Consider the following 23,117-nt stretch of genomic DNA (forward strand, 5'->3'; position numbering starts at 1 on the left):
ACCTGCGAACAGATTATCGGGTCAAATCATCGAAGAATTTTTTGACGCCGTCGAAGAAGCTTTTGGAACGCGGGCTGTTTTTCTCACCCGTCGGGCCGCCAAAGCTCTCCTGCAACTCTTTCAGCAGCTGTTTCTGCTTGTCGTTCAGGCCAACCGGCGTTTCCACGACGACGCGGCACAGCAGGTCGCCCTGCGCACCACCGCGAACGGATTTAACGCCTTTTCCGCGCATGCGGAACAGCTTGCCGGTCTGGGTTTCCCCTGGCACTTTCAGGTTCACACGACCGTCCAGCGTCGGCACTTCGATTTCACCGCCCAGTGCCGCCATCGCGAAGTTGATCGGCACTTCGCAGTACAGGTTATTACCTTCACGCTCAAAAATGGCGTGCTGCTTGACCTGAACCTGAACGTACAGATCGCCTGCCGGTGCGCCGTGCTCGCCTGCTTCGCCCTCGCCCGCCAGACGGATGCGGTCGCCCGTATCGACGCCAGCCGGGATCTTAACGGACAGGGTCTTGGTTTTCTCAACGCGACCATGACCGTGGCATTTAGTGCACGGATCTTTAATCAGCGTGCCGCGACCGTGACAGTGAGGACAGGCCTGCTGTACCGCGAAGAAGCCCTGACGCATCTGTACCTGGCCAGAGCCGTGACAGGTTGGACAGGTCTGAGGCTGCGTACCCGCTTTCGCGCCGCTGCCGTGGCAAACGTCACACTCTTCCAGCGTCGGAATACGGATCTCTTTGGTTACGCCGCGAACGGCCTCTTCCAGCGTCAGCTCCATGTTGTAGCGCAGGTCCGCGCCGCGCGCCGCGCGCTGACGACCACGGCCGCCGCCGAAGATGTCGCCAAATACATCGCCAAAGATATCGCTGAAGTCAGCGCCGCCGCCAAAGCCGCCGCCGCCGAATCCACCGCCGCCCATGCCGCCCTGTTCAAAGGCTGCGTGACCGTACTGGTCATAGGCCGCACGTTTTTGTGCATCGGTCAGGACTTCGTAGGCTTCTTTGATCTCTTTAAATTTGGCTTCAGCCTCTTTGTCACCCTGGTTACGGTCCGGGTGGAATTTCATGGCCAGGCGCTTGTACGCCTTTTTGATTTCACGCTCTTCCGCAGTTTTCGGAACGCCTAAAATCTCGTAATAGTCTTGCTTTGCCATTGTTTTTTTTAAGCCCCTTAACATGCGAGCACGGGCGTGGAGAGTTCTCCTACGCCCGTGCCGATTAATTACCCTGCATCAGGGCGATTATTTTTTATCTTTAACTTCTTCGAACTCAGCGTCGACAACGTCGTCGTCTTTCGCGTTGTTCGCTGAAGCGTCAGCGCCCGCCTGCTGTTGAGCGTGCTGCTGCTGAGCGATTTCCATCAGCTTCTGAGAAGCCTGCGCCAGCTCCTGCATCTTCGCTTCGATGTCCGCCTTATCTTCACCTTTCAGTGAGGATTCCAGCGCACTCAGTGCAGCTTCGATAGCAGTCTTGTCTTCCGCTGGCAGTTTATCGCCTGCTTCTTCAACCTGCTTACGGGTGCTGTGCAGCAGATGGTCACCCTGGTTACGGGTCTGAACCAGCTCTTCGAACTTACGGTCGGATTCCGCGTTAGCTTCGGCATCGCGAACCATTTTTTCGATTTCCGCTTCGTTCAGGCCAGAAGATGCCTTGATGGTGATCTTCTGCTCTTTACCGCTGTTTTTGTCTTTCGCAGAGACGTGCAGGATACCGTCAGCATCGATGTCGAAGGTAACTTCGATCTGCGGCATGCCGCGCGGTGCCGGGTTAATACCGTCCAGGTTGAACTGACCCAGAGATTTGTTATCCGCCGCACGCTTACGCTCACCCTGAATCACATGGATGGTTACCGCAGACTGGTTGTCTTCAGCGGTAGAGAACACCTGGCTGTGTTTCGTCGGGATGGTGGTGTTTTTGTTGATGAGCGCAGTCATCACACCGCCCATGGTTTCGATACCCAGAGACAGCGGGGTAACGTCCAGCAGCAGTACGTCTTTTACTTCACCGGTCAGTACGCCACCCTGAACCGCAGCACCGATTGCTACCGCTTCGTCCGGGTTAACGTCTTTACGTGGCTCTTTACCGAAGAACTCAGCCACTTTCTTCTGAACCATTGGCATACGCGTCTGACCACCAACCAGGATGACGTCCTGGATGTCAGAGACGGACAGGCCAGCGTCCTGCAGGGCAACTTTCAGCGGCTCGATAGAACGGTTCACCAGGTCTTCTACCAGGCTTTCCAGTTTCGCACGGGTCACTTTGATGTTCATGTGTTTAGGACCGGTCGCGTCTGCAGTGATGTACGGCAGGTTCACGTCGGTCTGCTGAGCGGAAGACAGTTCGATCTTCGCTTTCTCAGCGGCTTCTTTCAGGCGCTGCATAGCCAGCGGGTCGTTACGCAGGTCAATGCCCTGATCTTTCTTGAACTCGTCAACGAGGTAGTTGATCAGACGGGTATCGAAGTCTTCACCACCCAAGTGGGTATCACCGTTGGTCGCCAGAACTTCGAAGGTTTTTTCGCCGTCAACTTCGTCGATTTCGATAATAGAGATATCGAAGGTACCACCACCCAGGTCGTAAACCGCGATAGTACGGTTGCCAACTTCTTTATCCAGACCGTAAGCCAGTGCAGCAGCGGTTGGTTCGTTGATGATACGTTTTACTTCCAGACCTGCGATACGGCCAGCATCTTTGGTTGCCTGACGCTGAGCATCGTTGAAGTACGCAGGAACGGTGATAACAGCTTCAGTTACCGGCTCACCCAGGTAATCCTCAGCGGTCTTCTTCATTTTTTTCAGCACTTCAGCAGAAATCTGCGGTGGTGCAGTTTTGGTGCCTTTCACATCAAGCCATGCATCGCCGTTATCTGCCGCGATGATTTTGTAAGGCATGATGGAAACGTCACGCTGAACTTCTTCGTCCTGGAAGCGGCGGCCGATCAGGCGTTTAATCGCAAACAGGGTGTTTTGCGGGTTTGTCACTGCCTGACGTTTAGCCGGCTGACCAACCAGAGTTTCACCATCCTGGGTATAAGCAATGATAGAAGGCGTGGTGCGATCGCCCTCGGCGTTCTCCAGCACGCGTGCAGTGGTGCCATCCATAATCGCTACACAAGAGTTGGTAGTACCCAGGTCGATACCAATAATTTTACCCATCTAAACGTCTCCACTAAAAATTCAGTCAACATGTGGTTGTGTACCTGTAATAAGGGCAGAACGTGCTTTTTCAACTGCCCAGATTTGATTTTTTTCAGGTCCACACACTGCGGTTGACTACAAGATGGGGTCGCGACGGCATCCATCAAGGGGCAAGCATAAAAAAAATTTTAATTTCACCCTGATGAGATCATAGACGCCATTGATTGCGCCCATTATGATGCCGCGCCCAGTCAGGGAGAACTGACGCGGGTTTAACCATTTCACCATATCAATGATGATTTTTTTTGAGGACTTATGGGCAACACTAAGTTGGCTAATCCGGCTCCGCTGGGCCTGATGGGTTTTGGCATGACCACTATTCTGCTGAACCTGCACAATATCGGGATGTTCCCGATGGATGGCATCATCCTGGCGATGGGCATTTTTTACGGCGGTATCGCGCAAATCTTCGCGGGCCTGCTGGAATATAAGAAAGGCAATACCTTCGGCTTAACCGCCTTCACCTCTTACGGTTCTTTCTGGCTGACCCTGGTGGCCATTCTGCTGCTGCCTAAAATGGGCATGGCAGACGCGGCAAACGCTCACTTCCTGGGCGTTTACCTGGGCCTGTGGGGCGTATTCACCCTGTTCATGTTCTTCGGTACCCTGAAAGGCAACCGCATGCTGCAGTTCGTCTTCCTGAGCCTGACCGTCCTGTTCGCCCTGCTGGCAATTGGTCATCTTGTGGATAACGAAGGCATCGTTCATGTTGCAGGCTGGATCGGTCTGGTTTGCGGCGCAAGCGCTATCTACCTGGCAATGGGTGAAGTGCTGAACGAGCAGTTTGACCGCACCGTTCTACCGATTGGTGAAAAACACTGATCCCTCTGTCGTGTCCGCCTCGCGGGCACGACATCCCTTCTTCTGCCCCAGCCAAATCCCTAATCCCAGCCCCATCACCGACAGCGCCAGCACGTACCAGGCCGGAGCCATGGGAGATACGCCCATCAGGACCGTCACCGCAATCGGCGTCAGCCCGCCGAAAATGGCATACGACACGTTGTAAGAGAACGAGATCCCGGTGAAACGAACTTCCGGCGGGAAAGCTCGCACCATGACGTAAGGCACCGCCCCGACTACGCCCACGCACAGCCCTACCACGCCGTACAGCAGGAACAGCTGTTCAGGATGGCTGCCCGCCAGATGGTAAAACGCCCAGCTTGAAGCGGCCAGTAACAGGCTGCCCACAATAAAGGTAACGCTGGCACCGAAACGATCCGCCGCCAGCCCGGCGGCAAGACAGCCAAAGCAGAGCATAATTGTCGCGATGCTGTTTGCCTGTAGCGTCACGGCAGGGGCGAAACCGTACTGCTTTTGCAGCCAGACGGGGGACATCAATATCACCACCACAATGCCCGCCGAGAGCAGCCAGGTGAGCAGCATCGACACCACCACCGCTTTTTTATGGCGTACCACGACCGCCTTCACCGGCAGCTCCTGCGCCAGCGCCTTGCGCTGCTGCATCTCGAGGAAAATCGGCGTCTCCTGCAGCCAGCGGCGCAGGTACATCGCGACCAGACCAAACGCCCCTCCCAGCAGGAACGGAATACGCCAGCCCCAGTCGTGTACGGCCTGCTGCGTCATGCTGGTATTCACAATAGTTGCGACCACCGAGCCGAGCAGGATCCCGACCGTCAGCCCCGCCGTTAAGGTTCCGCAGGCGATACCAATGCGGCGCGCCGGAACATGCTCCGCGACGAACACCCACGCGCCCGGCACTTCGCCGCCAATCGCCGCGCCCTGAAGAACGCGCATCAGCAACAGCAGCAACGGTGCGAGAATGCCCATCGAGGCATAGGTGGGCAGCAGGCCAATGGCCAGCGTCGGCACGGCCATCAGCAGGATGCTAAGGGTAAACATCTTCTTACGGCCGACCAGATCGCCAAAGTGGGCCATGATAATGCCGCCCAGCGGACGCGCCAGATACCCGGCGGCAAATATGCCGAAGGTTTGCACCTGACGCAGCCACTCCGGGATATCCGCCGGGAAGAAGAGCTCTCCCACCACGGCGGCGAAGAAGACGAAGATGATAAAGTCGTAAAACTCCAGCGCGCCGCCTAAGGCCGCGAGCGTGAGGGTTTTGTAATCCTGTCGATTCAGAGGTCGGGTGTTATGTGACATAGCGAACCATTATGCGTGTATTGTGGATTTATTTTTACAGCAATCGTAAAGAAAAAATTACTATACCGTAAAACCTTAACCACGCTATCGCCGCTTCAGCTTATGTCACATATTGATTAATTTCAGGAGATTGTTTCACGACGCGCGTTTTTAGGACGAAAAGCTGCTACCACTTTTTCATCGGTTTCGACATACGGGCCGTCAAGCAACTGTATACAATACGGTACACTTGCAAAGATACCGTGAACGATGACGCTGCCGTCTTCCGCTTTAAGCCCTTCCAGGGTCTCTTTGATCGACTTCGGCTGGCCCGGCAGGTTCAGGATCAACGCCTGCTTGCGGATCACCCCCACCTGGCGGGAAAGAATGGCCGTCGGAACAAAGTGTAGACCGATCTGGCGCATCTGTTCGCCAAAGCCAGGCATTTCACGATCGGCAATCGCCAGCGTCGCGTCCGGCGTCACGTCGCGGCGCGCGGGGCCGGTTCCGCCCGTCGTCAAAACAAGGTGGCAGCTCATCTCATCCACCAGCTCGCAGAGCGTCTGCTCGATGATCGGCTGTTCGTCAGGGATCAGGCGGGTCTGAATGTCAAAGGGGGTGGTCAGCGCGCTGCCAAGCCACTCTTCCAGAGCAGGGATGCCTTTATCCTGGTAAACACCGCTGGAGGCGCGGTCAGAAATCGACACCAGGCCGATGCGTAAGGTATTCATATCCATTCCATTCAAAGAGTACTGATTAAAGGGAATGATACACGCAGAGAGGAGATTCAGACAGGGGACGAAAGAAGTCGCGTGACCGGGAGCCCGGTCACGCAGAATGATTACAGCAGGTCGCCGATCATTTTTTCCAGTTTGCCCTGGTCAACAGCAAACTTACGGATACCGTCCGCCAGTTTGTCTACCGCCATTGGATCCTGGTTGTGCTGCCACAGGAACTCGGATTCAGTGATGCGCTCTGGGCGTGCTTTCACTTCACCGGTGTAGGACAGTTTACGCTCCAGGGTACCTTCGCTTTCTGCCAGCTCTTTCAGCAGAGCAGGCGCGATGGTCAGGCGGTCACAGCCAGCCAGCTCGATGATTTCACCGACGTTACGGAAGCTTGCGCCCATAACCACAGTCTCATAGCCGTGCTGTTTGTAGTATTCGTAGATTTCAGTCACAGAAACCACGCCTGGATCTTCAGCCGGTGCGTACTCTTTCTTATCGGTGTTGGCTTTGTACCAGTCCAGAATACGGCCCACGAACGGAGAAATCAGGTATACGCCTGCTTCTGCACATGCACGCGCCTGCGCGAAGGAGAACAGCAGGGTCAGGTTACAGTTAATACCGTCTTTTTCCAGCTGCTCCGCCGCGCGGATACCCTGCCAGGTAGAAGCCAGTTTGATCAGGATACGGTCGTTGCTGATGCCCGCGTCGTTGTACATTTTGATCAGACGTTTCGCTTTCGCGATAGACGCTTCGGTGTCGTAGGAGAGACGAGCATCTACTTCGGTAGAGATACGGCCAGGAACCAGTTTCAGGATTTCCAGACCGATGTTCACTGCCAGTTTGTCGGTGGCATCCACAACCTGCTGCGCGCGATCGTTGCTCTGTGCTTTCGCCCAGGTCACTGCGTCGTCAATCAGTTTGCGATACTCAGGGATCTGTGCGGCGTTAAGGATCAGAGAAGGGTTGGTTGTGGCATCCTGCGGCTGGTACAGCTTCATTGCCGCGATATCTCCGGTGTCAGCTACGACAGTGGTGAACTGACGAAGGGAGGTCAATTTATCCGTCATGATAGTGTTTCTCTTTTAACGTGCCCTGGATAATTCACGCTACCGACAGCATGCCTGCAGCGGAAAAATGACAGGTTTACTTGTTAGGGGGATGTAACCGGTCTGCCCTGATGATAACACGACGGAGGGGTAGCGCAACCGCAGACAGTGCGCTTAGGCAGAGTATGATAAACTCGGAATATTAACAGGCTGCTAAGCAACAGCATGCCCAATCAGTGGTAGCGCTTACATATTCACTTTGGCATCAACAAGAGGGACGTTAATGCCTGATTTCTTTTTCTTTATTAACGAAGTCCTGTGGGGTTCGATAATGATATACCTGCTTTTGGGAGCAGGTATTTGGTTTACGCTACGCAGTGGGTTCATCCAGTTTCGTTATATTCGCAAGTTTGGCAGAAGTCTGAAAAACAGCGTCACGCCTCAGCCGGGCGGATTAACGTCGTTTCAGGCACTCTGTACCAGCCTGGCGGCACGCCTCGGCAGCGGCAATCTGGCGGGCGTTGCGCTGGCCATCAGCGCCGGTGGGCCAGGTGCGGTCTTCTGGATGTGGGTGACGGCGCTTCTCGGGATGGCCACCTCCTTTGCTGAAAGTTCGCTCGCCCAGCTTTATAAAGAGAAAGATAGAAACGGCCAGTTTCGCGGTGGACCAGCTTGGTATATGGCGCGTGGCCTTGGGATGCGCTGGATGGGTGTCCTGTTCTCGCTTTTTTTACTGCTCGCGTACGGTCTTATTTTTAATACCGTCCAGGCGAACTCGGTCGCCAACGCCCTGCGCTATGCCTTCTCTTGCCCCGAGTGGCTTGCGGGTCTCGCTTTAGCCGTCGTCGTTCTGCTTACCATCTCGGTCGGTCTCAAGGGCATCGCCCGTCTGATGCAGTGGCTGGTGCCCATTATGGCGCTGCTCTGGGTTGCCGCGAGCCTGTTCGTTGCCGCACTGCACCTCGACCAGGTGCCGGGCGTGATTGCCACCATCGTCAAAAGCGCCTTTGGCTGGCGCGAAGTGGCCTCCGGGGCGCTGGGCTACACCTTCAGCCAGGCGCTGATGGCGGGTTTTCAGCGGGGAATGTTCTCCAATGAAGCCGGTATGGGGTCAACCCCCAACGCGGCTGCGGCCGCCTCTTCCTGGCCGCCGCACCCGGCCGCGCAAGGCATTGTGCAGATGATTGGCGTCTTTACCGATACCATTATTATCTGTTCCGCCAGCGCCATGATTTTGCTGCTGGCAGGCCCCGTACCGCACGCGTCGGGGACCGTCGGGATACAGCTTCTCCAGCAGGCGCTGGTCAACCTGACCGGCGGCTGGGGAGCCGGATTTGTCTCGCTCATCCTGGTCTTATTTGCCTTCAGCTCGATTGTGGTGAATTACCTGTACGCCGAAAATAACCTTATTTTCCTGAAGCTCGACTCCCGCGCCGCAATCGGAACCCTGCGACTGGGGGTCATCCTGATGGTGATAGCAGGCTCCCTGCTCAGTATGCCGCTGGTCTGGCAGCTGGCCGATATCATTATGGCGCTGATGGCGATCACTAACCTCACGGCAATCCTGCTGCTCTCGCCCGTGGTGACCCTGATTGCCAGAGACTATCTTCGTCAGCGCAAACTCGGCGTTCCGCCGGTTTTTGATCCCGCCCGCTATCCCGATATTAAGGCGCAGCTTGCCCCCGGCACGTGGGATGATTTGCCGCGGCAATAACAGCTATCGATCAATTCAGGGCGATTTTTTGCTAAAGTCGCTCTAAATTTCCTGCAAGGACTGGATATGCTGATTCTGATTTCACCTGCAAAAACGCTCGACTACCAGAGCCCGCTCGCCACCGAGCGCTATACCCAGCCTGAACTGCTGGACTACTCGCAACAGCTGATCCGCGAAGCGCGTAAGCTCTCTGCGCCGCAAATCGCCTCCCTGATGAGCATCAGCGACAAGCTCGCCGATCTTAACGCGACCCGCTTTCACGAGTGGCACCCGGATTTCACCCCGGCTAACGCTCGCCAGGCGATTCTGGCCTTTAAAGGCGATGTCTATACCGGCCTGCAGGCGGAAGATTTTAGCGAAGCTGATTTCGATTTTGCCCAGCAGCATCTGCGCATGCTGTCGGGCCTGTACGGCGTGCTGCGCCCGCTGGATCTGATGCAGCCCTATCGTCTGGAGATGGGGATTCGCCTGGAAAATGCCAAAGGCAAAGACCTGTACCATTTCTGGGGCGATATCATTACCGACAAGCTGAACGCGGCGCTGCACGCACAGGGCGATAAGGTAGTGATTAACCTGGCATCCGATGAATACTACAAGTCGGTGAAGCCGAAAAAGCTGGATGCGGAGATTATCAAACCGGTGTTCCTCGACGAGAAGAACGGTAAGTTCAAAGTGATCAGCTTCTACGCCAAGAAAGCGCGTGGCCTGATGAGCCGCTACATTATCCAGAACCGCCTGACGAAGCCGGAGCAGCTAACCGCCTTCAACAGCGAAGGCTATTTCTTTGACGAGGCGTCGTCGGGGAAAGGCGAGCTGGTGTTTAAGCGCCACGAGCAGTAAAAACAAACCCCGCCAGCTGGCGGGGTTTTGCATTAATGGTGCTTCCAGTCCGGGCCGCGATCGTCGCGGCGGTCATCGTGGTGATGGTCGTCATGGCGATCGTCATGTTTACGATGCTCGTCATGTGGACGCCAGTGGTTATCACGCCAGTCATAGTGCGCCTTCCACCAGTCATGGTCGCGCCAGCGGCCGCCGTCCCAGTAGTGCCCGTTGTTATCCTGGTCGCCAATCTGCAGTTTTACCGCAGGAACGAGGGTGATTTCGGATGCCTGTGCCGCCATGGGAGCGACCAGCATCAGTGAAAGCGCAATCAGCACAGGTTTCAGTGTAGACATCGGTGACTCCTTATTCTTCTTGCCCAACGTGGGCCGATGTAAGGAGAGTACGCGAGGGAAACGGGGGATGTTATTCTCTGCAATCCTAAACGCTAAGTGACCGCATTTATTGGGAATTTCTGCTTTTTTCCTGCTTTATTTCTCCTTAATTTCTTCACAAAAAAGCCGGGTGGCGGCTTCGCCTTACCCGGCCTACGTTCTGAGCCGTTGTAGGTCGGGTAAGGCGTAGCCGCACCCGACAAAAATTATGCTCGGGTCATCATCAGCTTACGCAGCGCGGCAAAGTCCGCCGGCAGCTCATGGGACAGCAGCGGCAGGTCGGCGCGCTCGGCCAGCTCTTTCGGCAGCGGCAGCGTTTCGCCCAGGATCGCTTCCACGCTCTCTTTAAACTTCGCCGGATGTGCAGTCCCCAGGAACAGGCCATATTCGCCCGGGTTGAGCTGGTCGCGCAGAGCGCGGTAGGCAATCGCCGCATGCGGTTCAGAGGTATACCCCACCGCCTTCAGCTCGCGCATGGTCGCTTTGGTGGTTTCATCCGTCACCGCGGCGTAGCCCAGGTCACCCAGACGCCAGATCTTACGACGGAACAGCTCTTCCACGCGCGGCCAGTTGTTCGGCTGGGATACATCCATTGCGTTAGAAAGCGTCGCCTGCGTGGCGTTCGGCGCCCACTTCCCGTCCTTCAGGAAGCGCGGCACGGTGTCGTTGGCATTGGTCGCCGCGATAAAGCGTTTCACCGGAAGACCCAGAGATTTTGCCAGCAGGCCCGCCGTCAGGTCACCGAAGTTACCGCTCGGCACGGAGATCACCAGCTGGTTGCGCGCTTCCTGCGGCAGCTGCGCCACCGCTTCGAAGTAGTAGCAGATCTGCGCCAGCAGACGGCTGATGTTGATGGAGTTGGCGGAGTTCAGACCCAGCGCCACCTTCAGCTCTTCGTCGTCGAAGGCCTGCTTGACCAGCGCCTGGCAGGCATCGAAATCGCCGTCAATTGCCACGGTTTCAATGTTGCCGCCGAGGGTGCAGAACAGCTTCTCCTGCAGCGGGCTGATTTTGCCTTTCGGATAGAGGATCACCACCCGGACATTTTTCAGGCCGTAGAACGCGTGGGCTACCGCCGCGCCGGTATCGCCGGAGGTGGCGGTCAGGATGGTCACCGGCTTGTCGCCGCTGATGTGGGTCAGCATCTGCGCCATAAAGCGGCCGCCGAAGTCCTTGAACGCCAGGGTCGGGCCGTGGAACAGCTCCAGACAGCCGACGTCAGGCTCAACCTGCTGAACCGGCGCCGGGAAGGCGAATGCCGCGCGTACGCGCTCTTCCAGCAGCTCCTGCGGAATTTCATCGCCGATAAACGCGGACAGAATTTTGGTGCTGCGGGTGACAAAATCCTGCTTCAGCAGGTCATCAATCTCGGTCAGCTGGAATTCCGGCAGGTCATGAGGGAAAAACAGCCCCTGATTTTTGCCCAGTCCCTGAGTCACCGCCTGCGCGAAGCTGACCTGCTCGTTATGATCTTTAAGGTTATAGAGTTTCATTAATTATCCCAGTACTCGTGCGCCAGCCGTGTCCAGACGGCAAATATGAACAAAGCCTTCCTGATTTTGCAGGTAGTGTTTAGAGAGCCAGTCCGCCACGCGCTGCGCGGTGTCAGGCTTGTCGCACAGGGCGAACAGCGTCGGGCCGGAGCCGGAAATGCCGCACGCCTGCGCGCCGATATCCATCGATGCCTGTCTCGCCTCGTTAAAGCCGGGCAGCAGCTTCGTGCGGTACGGCTCGGCAATGACGTCCTTCATCAGTTTGGCCGCCAGCTGCGGCTGACGGGTGTAGCAGGCATGGATAAAGCCCGCCAGATGACGCCCGTGGGCAATACAGTCCTGGCGGCGATACTGCGCGGGCAGGATCGCACGCGCTTCCGCGGTAGACACTTTAATGCCCGGATAGGCCAGCACCCACAGCCACTCATCAAACCCTGGCACCTGCTGGCTGATGATGCCATTTTCTTCGATCATCAGCTGCATGCCGCCGAGGAAGCACGGCGCCACGTTGTCATAGTGAATACTCCCGGAGATGCGCCCTTCCAGCTCGCCCATTAACCCCAGCAGGCGGTTATTGTTCAGCGGCTTGCCGCAGTGCTCGTTCATCGCTACCAGCGCGGCGACCACCGAGCAGGCGCTGGACCCCAGACCCGAGCCAATCGGCATACTTTTTTCCAGCGTCATGGCAACCGGCACGTTTTTGCCGATCTCCTGACAGAAGCGTTCCCAGCACTGATAGACGATATTTTCGCGCGGCTCAGACGGCAGCTTGCTTGCGAAGCGGCCTACGTTATTCAGGCTGAAGCTGTCTGCCGCTTCCACCGTAACCGTATCGCCCAGCAGCGAACCATCCACCGGCGTCACCGCCGCACCCAGCACGTCAAATCCGACGCTCATATTCGCGCTGGAAGCCGGGGCATAAACTTTGACCATGTTAAACTCCTAACTTCCATGACAGGGTACGCAGCAGATCGGCAAACACACCCGCCGCCGTAACATCGTTCCCTGCGCCATAGCCGCGAAGCACCAGCGGCAGTGGCTGATAATAGTGGCTGTAAAACGCGAGGGCGTTTTCGCCGTTTTTGACTTTGTACAGCGGGTCGTTGCCGTCCACTTCGGCAATCTTCACCCGGCACACGCCATCTTCTTCAATGTTGCCAACATAGCGCAATACCTTACCTTCATCACGGGCTTTCGCAACGCGCGCGGCAAAAGCGTCGTCAAGCTGCGGCAAACGGGCCATAAAGGCAGCGACATCACCGCTACTGTCAAATTCTGCCGGCAGGACCGGTTCAATCACGATATCGGAAAGCTCAAGCTCACGGCCCGTTTCGCGCGCGAGGATCAGCAGCTTGCGCGCCACGTCCATACCGGAAAGGTCGTCACGCGGATCCGGCTCGGTATAGCCCAGCTCGCGCGCGGCGCGGGTGGCTTCCGAGAGGCTCATCCCCTCATCCAGCTTGCCGAAGATGAACGACAGCGAGCCGGAGAGGATGCCGGAGAAACGCTGCAGTTCGTCACCCGCGTTAAGCAGGTTCTGCAGGTTTTCGATAACCGGCAGACCCGCCCCCACGTTGGTGTCGTACAGGAACTTGCGGCGCGACTTGCTCGCAGCCAGACGCAGCTGGTGATAGTAATCCATCGACGAGGTGTTGGCCTTTTTGTTCGGCGTCACCACGTGGAAGCCTTCGCGCAGGAAATCGGCGTACTGGTCGGCCACCGCCTGGTTCGAGGTACAGTCGACGATTACCGGGTTAAGCAGATGATACTCTTTCACCAGACGGATCAGGCGGCCCAGGTTGAACGGCTCTTTTGCCTCTTTCAACTCAGCCTGCCAGTTTTCCAGGTTCAGGCCGTGGACGTTGGTCAGCAGCGCTTTGGAATTTGCGATCCCGCAGACGCGCAGGTCGATGTGTTTCTTCTTCAGCCATTCCTGCTGACGCTTCACCTGCTCCAGTAGCGCGCCGCCCACGCCGCCCACGCCGATCAGGAACAGCTCGATGACCTGATCGGTGTTGAACAGCATCTGGTGAACCACGCGAACGCCGGTGGTGGCATCGTCGTTATCCACCACCACGGAGATAGAACGCTCTGACGAGCCCTGGGCAATCGCCACGATATTGATATTGGCGCGAGCCAGCGCGGCAAAGAATTTGGCGGATATACCGCGCAGGGTGCGCATACCGTCACCCACCACGGAGATGATCGCCAGACGCTCCTGAATCGCGAGCGGCTCCAGCAGCTCTTCTTTCAGCTCCAGATAGAACTCTTCCTCCAGCGCGCGGCGAGCGCGCAGGCAATCAGCCTGCGGTACGCAGAAGCTGATGCTGTATTCGGAAGAAGACTGGGTAATCAGCACCACCGAGATACCGTTGCGGGACATAGCAGCAAAGACGCGCGCCGCCATGCCAACCATTCCTTTCATTCCCGGACCAGAGACGCTGAACATCGCCATGTTGTTGAGGTTAGAGATGCCTTTCACCGGCAGACCGTCCTCATCGGTACTCGCGCCAATCAGCGTACCCGGCGCCTGTGGGTTACCGGTGTTTTTAATCAGGCAGGGGATCTGGAACTGGGCAATCGGGGAGATGGTACGCGGGTGAAGTACTTTGGCGCCGAAGTAGGAAAGCTCCATCGCTTCCTGGTACGACATCGACTTCAGCAGCCTGGCGTCTGGTACCTGGCGCGGGTCGCAGGTATAGACGCCATCGACGTCAGTCCAGATCTCACAACAGTCCGCGCGTAAGCAGGCAGCCAGCACGGCGGCGGAGTAGTCGGAACCGTTACGGCCCAGCACCACCAGCTCGCCCTTCTCATTACCGGCAGTAAAGCCTGCCATCAGGATCATGTGGTCAGACGGAATTTTGCTGGCGGCGATACGGCGGGTTGATTCGGCAATATCAACGGTGGATTCGAGGTAGTGGCCCACCGCCAGCAGTTTTTCAACCGGGTCAATTACGGTCACGCTATGGCCGCGCGCTTCCAGCACGCCCGCCATGATGGCGATAGAAAGTTTTTCACCGCGACAAATCAGCGCCGCGTTGATGCTGTCAGGGCACTGGCCGAGGAGGCTTATGCCGTGCAGGACGTGTTTGATTTGCGCGAATTCCTGCTCAACGAAGGACTTCAGCTGCGCATGCGGGAAGCCAGGCAGCGCCTCTGCCAGCCCCTGCAGCAGGTCTGCGAAGATACGCTCTGCGTCGCTGATGTTCGGAAGTGCATCCTGGCCACCGATGGTTTTTTCAATCATCGCCACCAGATGGTTCGTGATTTTTGCCGGGGCAGAGAGCACGGTCGCAACCTGCCCCTGCCTGGCGTTGCTTTCCAGGATATCGGCAACACGCAGAAAACGTTCTGCATTTGCCACTGATGTACCGCCGAACTTCAACACTCGCATGGTTCTACCTCGTTTCCTTTAGCCGAAAAAAAAGCCCGCACTGTCTAGGTGCGGGCTTTTTTTTGTTTTTCCTGTACGCGTCAGCCCGCATCGTTACCTGTGGTAATGATGATGGTTGTAGTAATGGTGGTGATGCTGATGCGTTTCATGGATGTTGTGTACTCTGTCATTATTATCTGTCTGTGCTGTATTCTTTTAGGGTTAAAGGATCGGGCACCTTAAGTCAACGAATTTTTAATTTGATCACAATTCGGAGGACTCTCACGTCCCGCTGCGTGCAGATTTATTTTCATCCGATTCGCCCAGATGCAACCCTTCCGGACAGACTTATTCGCCATAGTAAAAACTTATGGCAGTATTTTACTCGGCCAATTTTTTTTCAATATCGTGCAGCAAACGGTGCAGCATGGCGGTGTCCCGCTGCTCAAGACGCCCCAAACGCTGCTGCAGCCAGTCAGCCATTTTTTGATCGTCCGCCACCCCCAGATTCACTAGCAGGTTTTCTACGCGCGCGCGAAGTGCGGCAAGCTGATTTTCATCGGTTCCTGTATTTTGCGACGGGGGAATTTGTATTAAGGATGCTAATTGATAGCAATAAACCATCACCGCCTGGCCTAAATTGAGGGACGGATAATCCGCAACCATCGGCGCACCGGTAAGAACGTCCGCCAGTTCCAGCTCTTCATTGGTTAATCCGGAATCTTCACGCCCAAACACCAGCGCCGCTTTTTCCAGCCACTGACTTTTCTCACTCAGCATCGGCACCAGCTCCGCTGGCGTGGCGTAGTAGTGGAACTTCGCCCGGCTGCGCGCGGTGGTTGCAACGGTAAACGAAATGTCGTGCAGCGCATCAGCAAGCGTAGCGTAAGTGGTTATATTATCGAGGATATCGCCCGATCCGTGCGCTACCCAACGGGCTGCAGGCTCAAGGTGCGCAGTGCTGTCCACGATACGTAAATCGGTAAAACCCATGGTCTTCATGGCACGCGCGGCAGCGCCTATATTTTCTGCTCTGGCTGGGGCAACCAGTACAATCGACAGATGCATTTATGCTCTCTTTATAATCAGTTAGCCGGTAAAAATGTGATGCACTTCAACATATTACGCGGCGCGAATTTACAAAATTGCAACACAAATCACCGAAATAGCGTTTCATAACAAATTAAAAACGCTAAACTATTCCTTGTCTGAACAATCAGTTAGAATGTTAACAGAACACTATTATCCCTATGTTTTATAATGATAATAGCGACATGAATACCCTATTCTGATTGGATTCGCTTCGTTTATAAATCAATGTCCGCAACTAGTTGGTTTATTGAAAAATTGTGACAAAGGCTAGCATTCCGCTACGATGATTTCATCAAACTGTTAACGTGCTACAATTGAACTTGATATATGTCAACGAAGCGTAGTTTTATTGGGTGTCTGGTGTCACTTAGCCTGTTATGTTGCTGTTAAAATGGTTAGGATGACAGCCGTTTTTGACACTGTCGGGTCCAAAGGGAAAGTACCCAAGACCAAGCTAATGATGTTGTTGACGTTGATGGAAAGTGCATCAAGAACGCAATTACGTACTTTAGTCACGTTAAGCCGATCATGTTAATTTGCGACATGCATCAGGCAGGTCAGGGACTTTTGTACTTCCTGTTTCGATTTAGTTGGCAATTTAGGTAGCAAACATGCAGACCCCGCACATTCTTATCGTTGAAGACGAGTTGGTAACACGCAACACGTTAAAGAGCATTTTCGAAGCAGAAGGCTACGATGTCTTTGAAGCGACCGATGGCGCAGAGATGCATCAGATCCTTTCTGAAAATGATATCAACCTGGTGATCATGGATATTAACCTGCCGGGCAAAAACGGTCTTCTTCTGGCGCGCGAACTGCGCGAGCAGGCGAACGTCGCGTTAATGTTCCTGACGGGCCGCGATAACGAAGTTGATAAAATTCTTGGCCTGGAAATCGGTGCGGATGATTACATCACTAAGCCGTTCAATCCTCGCGAGTTAACCATTCGTGCACGCAACCTGCTGTCCCGTACCATGAATCTGGGCACGGTCAGCGAAGAGCGTCGTAGCGTAGATAGCTACAAATTCAACGGCTGGGAACTTGATATCAATAGCCGTTCGCTGATTAGCCCGAACGGCGAGCAGTATAAACTGCCGCGCAGTGAATTCCGCGCGATGCTGCACTTCTGTGAAAACCCGGGCAAAATTCAGTCCCGTGCAGAGCTGCTGAAGAAAATGACCGGCCGTGAGCTGAAACCGCACGACCGTACCGTAGACGTGACCATCCGTCGTATTCGTAAGCATTTCGAATCTACGCCAGATACGCCGGAAATCATCGCCACGATCCACGGCGAAGGGTACCGTTTCTGCGGTGACCTGCAGGAATAATCCTGCAGTTAACGCATTAAAAAACGGCGCATTTGCGCCGTTTTTTTTATTTCCAGGTCCGCATCGTATCGTCATCCGGTGCTGCAGGTGGCTCAGGTCGCTTCGGCTGAGAGAGCGAGTACCAGTCGAAATGCCTGGTCAGGTACATCACGGCGAACAGCGCCAACGCGAGAACCGCTGACCCCAACAGCAGCGCGCTGTCCTCCGAGCGCAGCAGGAACCACATCACCACATCCAGCCCGAGCAGTGCCAGCACAAACAACCCGCTGCGCTTCCAGCTTTTCAGCACGGCCTGCAGGTACATTCCGTTCATCGCTGCGCCAACCAGGCTTGCAACAACCCAGGCTGGCGTAAACCCGACGTGTTCAGACAGCGCCAGCAGCACCAGATAGAACAAGACCAGCGACAGCCCCACCAGCAGATACTGCATCGGGTGAAGGCGTAATCCGGTTAAGGTTTCGAAGACAAAGAAGGCCATAAACGTCAGCGCAATCAGCAAAATGGCGTACTTGATCGCACGGTCAGTCAGCTGATACTGATCGGCGGGCGTGGCTACCGTGACGCTGAAGGCCGGGAGCGCCTCCCACTCCGGCGACTCCTTGTCGTAGAACCAGCTCTCAAGGTTATTTGCAAACCAGCTGCTCTGCCAGTTCGCCTGGAAACCGGACTCGCCAATCTGATGCTTAACAGGGAGATAATCGCCCATAAAACCCGGATGCGGCCAGTTGCTGTTGAGCGTCATTTCGCTATTACGCCCTACCGGTACCACCGCAAAACTGCCGGTTCCCGCCAGAGTGAGTGACATCTCAAGTACAAACGTTTTGGCTTCCAGCGCTTTGTCGGTCAGCGGGATGTGGATCCCTGCAAGCGCCCCGTAGACGCCTGAACCGGGTTCCACGCTGAGCGTCTCACCATTGATTTTAGAGATACTGACCGTGCCAATGCCCCGCGCGTCGCCAACGCCCGTCACAATAAACGGCTGCCCAGTCGCGATCGTTTCCCCTTTCAGCTGCTTCAGCTCTTCGGTATTAAACTGCGCTTTTATCTTCAGGTCAGTGTTCCAGATCTGCCCATCGTAGATGCCAATACTGCGGAACTCCACGCGCTGGTTCCCTTCCACAACCAGAGATTCCGGCAGAATGAAATGCATATAGCTTTTCTTGTATTCGACCTTCTTCTCGTCCTCTATCTTGTAAAAGATCTCCGTCATCGGTATCGCAATCATCGGACCGACCAGCTTTTGCGGTCCGCTGGTACTCTGGCGAAGCGTATTTTCGACATCGTTGCGGTAGCTCTCCCGCTCCGATATCAGGTTACTGACCATAAAAAGCGGGACTAACAGCAGCAGGATGCACCCCAGCAGGGTGCTTACTTTCCAGAACAGGGGGGATTTCATCATTACGTCTCCTTTGTGATGAGGAGAGCGTAACCAGGCCGTGTGGGGTCAGTTTGAAGTTATGTGAAGGGACGGTGAAGCGTCAGCGTGGCCATCACGCCGCCTTCATCACGATTACGCAATGTAATCTCTCCCTGATGCAGACGCGCCACCTCCTGGACAAACGCCAGCCCGAGTCCGCTGCTCTTCAACCCGTTCTCGCGCGGCAGGGAATAGAAGCGCTCAAAAATACGCTCCAGCGCGTAATCCGGGATCCCGCTTCCGCTGTCGGTGACGAGAAGCTGTATCTGCCCCTGCTCTTCCCTGGCCGCCAGTGCAATGGCGCCGCCCTGCGGCGTAAAATCGATAGCGTTATCCAGCAAGTTACCGAGCGCCTGTTCGAGCAGATCGGGATCGCCTTCAACATGAAGCGAAGCGGGCTGGAGGGTCAGCCCAATATCTTTTGCCGCCAGCAGCGCCGAGCGCGCGTCGGCAATACGCGTAAACAATAAGTCGACGCGGACGGTCTGAGGCGTAATCTCGACCCGATTTTCAAGCCGCGCCTGAGTGAGCAGTTTTTCAACCAGCGACTGCATGCGCGCGTTTTGCACCAGAATATTATCGATAAACCGCGCGGTTACCTGCGGCGGCGGCTGCTCGGCGAGAATTTCAGCCGCGCCGCGTATGGCGGCGATGGGGCTTTTCAGCTCGTGGGTCAGCGCATGGACATAGTGTTCAATGTAGTTTTTCCCTTCCAGGCGAATGCGCATATTCTCCAGCGCCAGGGCCAGCTTGTGCAGTTCGCTGCTGCCTGGATTAGGCAGCGGGAGAGGCGTATCCGTGGTCACCGAGTCGGCATAGCGCGATAACGTACTGATAGAACGATTGATCCACCAGGCGACGAGAAGACCGATAAGCAGGGCAATGCCGAGCAGCGATCCGCCTGCCCACAGGATCCGCCGCTCGCTGCGGTGGATAACCGGGGCCATCGCGCTGTTAGGTTTGCCGACCGACAGCACGCCGATAATCTTGCCCTGCTCCACAACCGGCGCGGCAACATACATCACCGTGCTCTCCGGATCGTCGGGATGGCTCTGGGTACTGCGCGCGCCGTATTCGCCGCGAAGCGTCAGCCAGACATCGTTCCAGCGCGAGTAATCTTGCCCCACGGCCAGACCGGCGGAATCAAATACCACTCTGCCCTGCGCATCGGTCATGTAGACGCGGTACTCGTTACGCACTTTATGAATCCCGCCGATATTGGCGCGGAAAGGGCGCTGATGAAGCTGAGAAAAGGCCTGCGCCAGTTTGCCCTGCTGCGCATGACCCGAAAGCAAATCATCTCGCCCAATTTCAGCCAACAGGGTCGCGGTATCGATTAACGTGCCCTCGGTAGCCCTGCGCACGCCGGGCTTTACTTCCTGAACAAAGATCGACAGCACAAACCACGCGGCGATGGCCACGATCAGGAAGTATCCCAGCAATAGCCGCATCCCAATGCGCATCAGTAAAGGCCCAGACTGTAGCCCATACCGCGATGGGTGCTGATGGGTGACAGTTCCTCGTTCACCGCCCGCAGCTTGGCGCGCAGGGTTTTGATGTGGGTATCCACGGTACGGTCGAAGCTGTTGCCGTCTTCACCCCACACCTTATCCATGAGCTGCTGGCGAGAAAAGACCCTTCCGGGGGCCTGCAACAAGGTTTTGAGCAGCAAGAATTCGTAGCGGGTCAGGGGCAATACTTCCCCGTACCAGCTAATTCGCGCGGCAGGCTCGTTCAGTTCAAACTGCCCGATACGCAACGTTTCTGATGGTGCGGCGGATTTTTGCATGCGCCGTAAAATCGTCCGCACCCGGGCGCAGACTTCACGAGGTGAGAAAGGTTTCGCAACGTAGTCATCAGCGCCCATTTCCAGGCCAAGCAGCTTGTCTACCTCATCACTGCGCGCCGTCAGAAACAGCACCGGCAGTGAGGGATGCTGCGCCAGCAGCTGGCGGCAAAGCTCAAATCCACTGATGTCCGGCAGCCCGACGTCCAGAATGGCGAGCGCCGGAGCCTGCCGCCGCGCCTCCTCCAGCACGGGTAAACCGCGTTCAAATGCCTTTACCGCGAATCCTTCCTGCTGAAGCATGTAGATCAGCGTATCGGCGATACTGGTTTCGTCTTCAACCAGCCAGACCACAGGTTGTTGCATGGTTCATCCCTGAATTAATGCCACGGCATAATCGGCACCGCGCTGATCGCGTTTTTCGGCGAGCCTTCCACCACTTTGTCAGAGTAGGCAAGGTACGCCAGGGTGTTGCGTTTGGCATCATAGAAACGCACCACCTGCAGCTTTTTAAACACCAGCGAGGTCCGTTTCTGGAATACCACGTCGCCCTGCGCTTTGCCGTTTTTAATTTTATCGCTCAACTCAACCGGCCCCACCTGCTGACAGGAAATGGCGGCGTCGGAGGTATCTTCCGCCAGTCCCAGCCCGCCTTTGATACCGCCCGTTTTCGCACGGCTGACGTAGCAGGTGACGTTTTTCACGTCCGGATCGTCAAACGCCTCCACCACGATTTTGTGGTCCGGGCCGAACATTTTGAACACGGTATCGACGGAGCCAATCTGTTCTGCCTGCGCCACGCGCCCGACCATCAGCATTAACGCGGTGAAGATCAAAGTCTTGTATTTCATATTGTTACCATTCTTTAAAATTACACTGGGCGATTATTCAACACTTTAGACAAAAATGTAGCAAGATCACAGGATTAGAATATATCTGCCTGTAATGTGCTCTAAAAAGCATGAATGCGCAAAAAAAACACTGAATGCTAAAACATCAAAAAATGCTATTATCCGCTAACCTGTTATCAGGCACATGCTGTTTTAAGGATGAGGATAGTATATGGATCAGGCTGGAATTATTCGCGACCTGCTCACCTGGCTGGAAGGTCATCTCGACCAGCCTTTGTCACTGGATAATGTGGCGGCTAAAGCAGGCTATTCCAAGTGGCATCTGCAAAGGATGTTCAAGGATGTCACCGGTCATGCTATCGGCGCCTATATTCGTGCACGTCGTTTATCAAAATCTGCTGTGGCATTGCGCCTGACCGCGCGGCCGATTCTGGATATTGCCCTGCAATATCGTTTCGATTCACAGCAGACCTTCACCCGCGCATTTAAAAAACAGTTCTCGTTGACGCCAGCGCTTTATCGTCGCTCGCCTGACTGGAGCTCCTTTGGCATGCGTCCGCCGCTGCGTCTGGGCGAATTCGCGATGCCGAAGTACGAAATCATTACACTGCCGGAAACCCATCTGATCGGCACGACGCAGAGCTACTCCTGTTCACTGGAGCAGATTTCTGAGTTCCGTCATCAGATGCGCGTCCAGTTCTGGCGCGACTTCCTGAGCCACGCGCCGGCGATCCCGCCGATCCTGTATGGTCTCAACGAAACGCACCCAAGCCAGGAAAAAGACGACGAGCAGGAGGTGTTCTACACCACCGCGCTGACGCCAGATATGGCCAATGGCTACATTCAGGGTTCAAAGCCTGTCGTGCTGGAAGGTGGTGAATACGTGATGTTCGCGTATGAAGGGCTGGGAACGGGGGTTCAGGAGTTTATCCTGACCGTTTACGGGACCTGCATGCCGATGCTGAATCTGAATCGCCGTAAAGGTCAGGACATTGAGCGCTACTACCCGGCGCAGGATGCCAAACCGGAAGAAGGCCCAATCAATCTGCGTATGGAATTCTTGATTCCGATACGTCGTTAACGCTGCAGTTCGTCAAGCGCAGGGGCATCGAGGTGCGAAATGTCCCCTGCCATCTCCACGACCCAACCTGACGCCAGCCACGCGCTTTCCTGATAATCAATCCGGGAAATGGAGCAGTTGCGCAGACGCAGGCGGCGCTCAGCGTAAGCCGGTAATCCCAGAATGGTGCTCACCAGGCATCCCAACGCAATCCCATGACTCACCAACAGCGGACGGCTTCCCGCCGGAAGCTTCAGGCATTCCGCCAGAGCGGCATGCATGCGTACGCTGAGCTCCTGCATCGATTCGCCCTCAGGAATACGGCCATCTTCGGTACCGTTCACCAGCGTGCGGCGCCAGCCCTCTTCCGTTTCCGTCAGCGTATCGATATGGCGTTTTTCCAGCACGCCCATATCCAGCTCGCGCAGGCGCGGCTCCAGCATGACGTCACAGCCGCAGGCATCTGCGATGATGCGCGCCGTCTGCTGTGTGCGACCTAGATCGCTGGTAATCACGTGGGTAATGCCCAGCGTTCTGGCGCGTTCCGCCACCTGCCACGCTTGCTGCACACCCTTCTCGGTGAGAGGACTGTCTGACTGGCCTTGAATACGTCGCTCGGCGTTCCACTGCGTTTCACCGTGGCGAACAAGGTATACCTGTAACATGCTTTTTTTCCGTTATACTGCGATGAGTTTTTTTTGAATCGAGCT

22 protein-coding genes and 1 other annotated feature are annotated in these 23,117 nt (G+C 55.7%); of the genes, 5 read left to right on the forward strand and 17 right to left on the reverse strand.

Going from position 1 to position 23,117, the window contains the following annotated elements; translation table 11 throughout:
• Window positions 1-13 precede the first annotated feature (13 nt).
• Both dnaJ and dnaK read right to left on the reverse strand, forming a co-directional pair.
• Window positions 14-1,159 (reverse strand): molecular chaperone DnaJ, encoded by a 1,146-nt coding sequence (gene dnaJ / locus RVY89_RS15640; RefSeq protein WP_023310347.1) that lies wholly within the window; start codon window positions 1,157-1,159, stop codon window positions 14-16.
• Window positions 1,160-1,246: 87 nt separating this feature from the next.
• On the reverse strand, window positions 1,247-3,160 hold the full coding sequence (gene dnaK, locus RVY89_RS15645; RefSeq protein ID WP_023310346.1) for a molecular chaperone DnaK: 1,914 nt from the start codon (window positions 3,158-3,160) through the stop codon (window positions 1,247-1,249).
• A 297-nt stretch (window positions 3,161-3,457) separates the two neighbouring features.
• Here dnaK and satP point away from each other — a divergent pair, with 297 nt between their 5' ends.
• Window positions 3,458-4,024, forward strand: a complete 567-nt coding sequence (gene satP, locus RVY89_RS15650) for an acetate uptake transporter (protein ID WP_008502042.1) — start codon at window positions 3,458-3,460, stop codon at window positions 4,022-4,024.
• Here satP and RVY89_RS15655 read toward each other — a convergent pair.
• The 3 genes from RVY89_RS15655 to tal form a co-directional block, all read right to left on the reverse strand.
• On the reverse strand, window positions 4,001-5,323 hold the full coding sequence (locus RVY89_RS15655; RefSeq protein WP_048028554.1) for an MFS transporter: 1,323 nt from the start codon (window positions 5,321-5,323) through the stop codon (window positions 4,001-4,003). The genes satP and RVY89_RS15655 overlap by 24 nt on opposite strands.
• Before the next feature lie 122 nt (window positions 5,324-5,445).
• Window positions 5,446-6,033 carry a molybdopterin adenylyltransferase gene (gene mog / locus RVY89_RS15660; RefSeq protein WP_371899498.1) on the reverse strand — a complete coding sequence of 196 codons (588 nt, stop codon included), beginning with the start codon at window positions 6,031-6,033 and terminating at the stop codon, window positions 5,446-5,448.
• 110 nt (window positions 6,034-6,143) lie between these two features.
• Window positions 6,144-7,097 carry a transaldolase gene (gene tal, locus RVY89_RS15665; protein ID WP_023334458.1) on the reverse strand — a complete coding sequence of 318 codons (954 nt, stop codon included), beginning with the start codon at window positions 7,095-7,097 and terminating at the stop codon, window positions 6,144-6,146.
• Between the two features lie 262 nt (window positions 7,098-7,359).
• Between tal and RVY89_RS15670 the strand changes: the two genes are divergently transcribed.
• Complete coding sequence (locus RVY89_RS15670; RefSeq protein ID WP_484825812.1) at window positions 7,360-8,790, forward strand: alanine/glycine:cation symporter family protein; 1,431 nt, start codon at window positions 7,360-7,362, stop codon at window positions 8,788-8,790.
• A gap of 66 nt (window positions 8,791-8,856) precedes the next feature.
• Window positions 8,857-9,630 carry a peroxide stress protein YaaA gene (gene yaaA / locus RVY89_RS15675; protein WP_484825813.1) on the forward strand — a complete coding sequence of 258 codons (774 nt, stop codon included), beginning with the start codon at window positions 8,857-8,859 and terminating at the stop codon, window positions 9,628-9,630.
• 32 nt (window positions 9,631-9,662) lie between these two features.
• Here yaaA and RVY89_RS15680 read toward each other — a convergent pair whose 3' ends face one another.
• The 7 genes from RVY89_RS15680 to yjjY form a co-directional block, all read right to left on the reverse strand.
• The gene (locus RVY89_RS15680) at window positions 9,663-9,965 is read right to left on the reverse strand and encodes a DUF2502 domain-containing protein (protein ID WP_484825814.1); all 303 of its coding nucleotides are present in this window, start codon (window positions 9,963-9,965) and stop codon (window positions 9,663-9,665) included.
• Between the two features lie 245 nt (window positions 9,966-10,210).
• Window positions 10,211-11,497, reverse strand: coding sequence for a threonine synthase (gene thrC, locus RVY89_RS15685; RefSeq protein ID WP_371899494.1), 1,287 nt, complete (start codon window positions 11,495-11,497; stop codon window positions 10,211-10,213).
• Between the two features lie 3 nt (window positions 11,498-11,500).
• The gene (gene thrB / locus RVY89_RS15690) at window positions 11,501-12,430 is read right to left on the reverse strand and encodes a homoserine kinase (protein ID WP_032660770.1); all 930 of its coding nucleotides are present in this window, start codon (window positions 12,428-12,430) and stop codon (window positions 11,501-11,503) included.
• Window position 12,431: 1 nt separating this feature from the next.
• Entirely contained in the window at window positions 12,432-14,894 is a 2,463-nt protein-coding gene (thrA, locus tag RVY89_RS15695) for a bifunctional aspartate kinase/homoserine dehydrogenase I (protein WP_484825815.1), read from the reverse strand.
• Window positions 14,895-14,918: 24 nt separating this feature from the next.
• Window positions 14,919-15,036, reverse strand: a sequence feature (Thr leader region).
• Complete coding sequence (gene thrL, locus RVY89_RS15700) at window positions 14,975-15,043, reverse strand: thr operon leader peptide (protein WP_015572623.1); 69 nt, start codon at window positions 15,041-15,043, stop codon at window positions 14,975-14,977. It overlaps the preceding feature by 62 nt.
• A 211-nt stretch (window positions 15,044-15,254) precedes the next feature.
• Entirely contained in the window at window positions 15,255-15,941 is a 687-nt protein-coding gene (locus RVY89_RS15705; protein WP_484825816.1) for a tRNA/rRNA methyltransferase, read from the reverse strand.
• A gap of 399 nt (window positions 15,942-16,340) precedes the next feature.
• Entirely contained in the window at window positions 16,341-16,481 is a 141-nt protein-coding gene (yjjY, locus tag RVY89_RS15710; RefSeq protein WP_085928893.1) for a YjjY family protein, read from the reverse strand.
• Window positions 16,482-16,576: 95 nt separating this feature from the next.
• On the opposite strand from yjjY, the gene arcA reads away from it, so the two are divergent.
• Entirely contained in the window at window positions 16,577-17,293 is a 717-nt protein-coding gene (arcA, locus tag RVY89_RS15715) for a two-component system response regulator ArcA (RefSeq protein ID WP_003856501.1), read from the forward strand.
• A gap of 46 nt (window positions 17,294-17,339) precedes the next feature.
• Here the strand turns inward: arcA and creD are convergent, their stop codons facing one another.
• The 4 genes from creD to creA are packed head-to-tail and all read right to left on the reverse strand — an operon-like array spanning window position 17,340 to window position 21,347.
• The gene (creD, locus tag RVY89_RS15720; protein ID WP_484825817.1) at window positions 17,340-18,692 is read right to left on the reverse strand and encodes a cell envelope integrity protein CreD; all 1,353 of its coding nucleotides are present in this window, start codon (window positions 18,690-18,692) and stop codon (window positions 17,340-17,342) included.
• A gap of 56 nt (window positions 18,693-18,748) precedes the next feature.
• The gene (gene creC / locus RVY89_RS15725) at window positions 18,749-20,173 is read right to left on the reverse strand and encodes a two-component system sensor histidine kinase CreC (protein WP_484825818.1); all 1,425 of its coding nucleotides are present in this window, start codon (window positions 20,171-20,173) and stop codon (window positions 18,749-18,751) included.
• Entirely contained in the window at window positions 20,173-20,862 is a 690-nt protein-coding gene (gene creB / locus RVY89_RS15730; RefSeq protein WP_484825819.1) for a two-component system response regulator CreB, read from the reverse strand. Before creB ends, creC begins: the two co-directional genes overlap by 1 nt.
• A 14-nt stretch (window positions 20,863-20,876) precedes the next feature.
• Window positions 20,877-21,347 carry a protein CreA gene (gene creA, locus RVY89_RS15735; protein ID WP_023334448.1) on the reverse strand — a complete coding sequence of 157 codons (471 nt, stop codon included), beginning with the start codon at window positions 21,345-21,347 and terminating at the stop codon, window positions 20,877-20,879.
• 211 nt (window positions 21,348-21,558) lie between these two features.
• On the opposite strand from creA, the gene robA reads away from it, so the two are divergent.
• The gene (gene robA, locus RVY89_RS15740) at window positions 21,559-22,428 is read left to right on the forward strand and encodes an MDR efflux pump AcrAB transcriptional activator RobA (RefSeq protein ID WP_024907406.1); all 870 of its coding nucleotides are present in this window, start codon (window positions 21,559-21,561) and stop codon (window positions 22,426-22,428) included.
• Here the strand turns inward: robA and gpmB are convergent.
• Complete coding sequence (gene gpmB / locus RVY89_RS15745; protein WP_008502057.1) at window positions 22,425-23,072, reverse strand: 2,3-diphosphoglycerate-dependent phosphoglycerate mutase GpmB; 648 nt, start codon at window positions 23,070-23,072, stop codon at window positions 22,425-22,427. The genes robA and gpmB overlap by 4 nt on opposite strands.
• Between the last annotated feature and the right edge of the window lie 45 nt (window positions 23,073-23,117).

This window comes from Enterobacter sp. 3U4 (genome assembly GCF_057224565.1).